This window comes from Lentzea aerocolonigenes (assembly GCF_000955955.1).
In the GTDB taxonomy this organism is placed as follows: Bacteria; Actinomycetota; Actinomycetes; order Mycobacteriales; family Pseudonocardiaceae; genus Lentzea; species Lentzea aerocolonigenes_A.
Genome location: NZ_JYJG01000321.1, coordinates 1 through 496 on the forward strand (window position 1 = coordinate 1; position 496 = coordinate 496).

A 496-nucleotide genomic window follows, 5' to 3' on the forward strand; every position below is an offset into this window, starting at 1 on the left:
TTGCCGGAAGTCCTGTCCGTTACCCGCCCGGTGGACGCGTGCCTGGCTCTGATGGCGTATGCAAGTACCGAGCCTTTTCCATCCTGATCCCGCAGTTCGGAATGGCCCGCTCGATGGACATCCGAACAGTGCCCGTTCAATGGCTCCTGGGATCGCTCTCACCGCGTGTCGCAGTACGACACGCCGGCGCCGGACGCAGATGGTTGCAGGTGGAGTGATCACTGGGCGCCCAAATCAGCACTTTTCTACACCCAACTCAAGATCACCCGGTCCAGGCGGACAGGCCAGTCCGAACAGGATGGAAAAGGCTCACCACCAACTCAACATCAAGACCCACTTTCCTACTACCAACAGGTAGGGATCGCGTCCGGGGCGGCCGGCGAACAGGTTGGGTGCGGAAAACGGCGATTCGATCAAGAGTTGGTGGTACTTGCAGATGCTCTCGGCCCCAACGAGCCCCTGAGTTTCGGACAAGACTTCTGGCCAGGTGCTTAGA

General features: G+C 59.7%; 1 protein-coding gene. It reads right to left on the reverse strand.

The genetic code is table 11. The features are described from left to right. Positions 1–309: 309 nt before the first annotated feature. Positions 310–496: hypothetical protein (locus tag UK23_RS54180; protein WP_231114823.1), on the reverse strand; the 187-nt coding region annotated here is incomplete at its 5' end.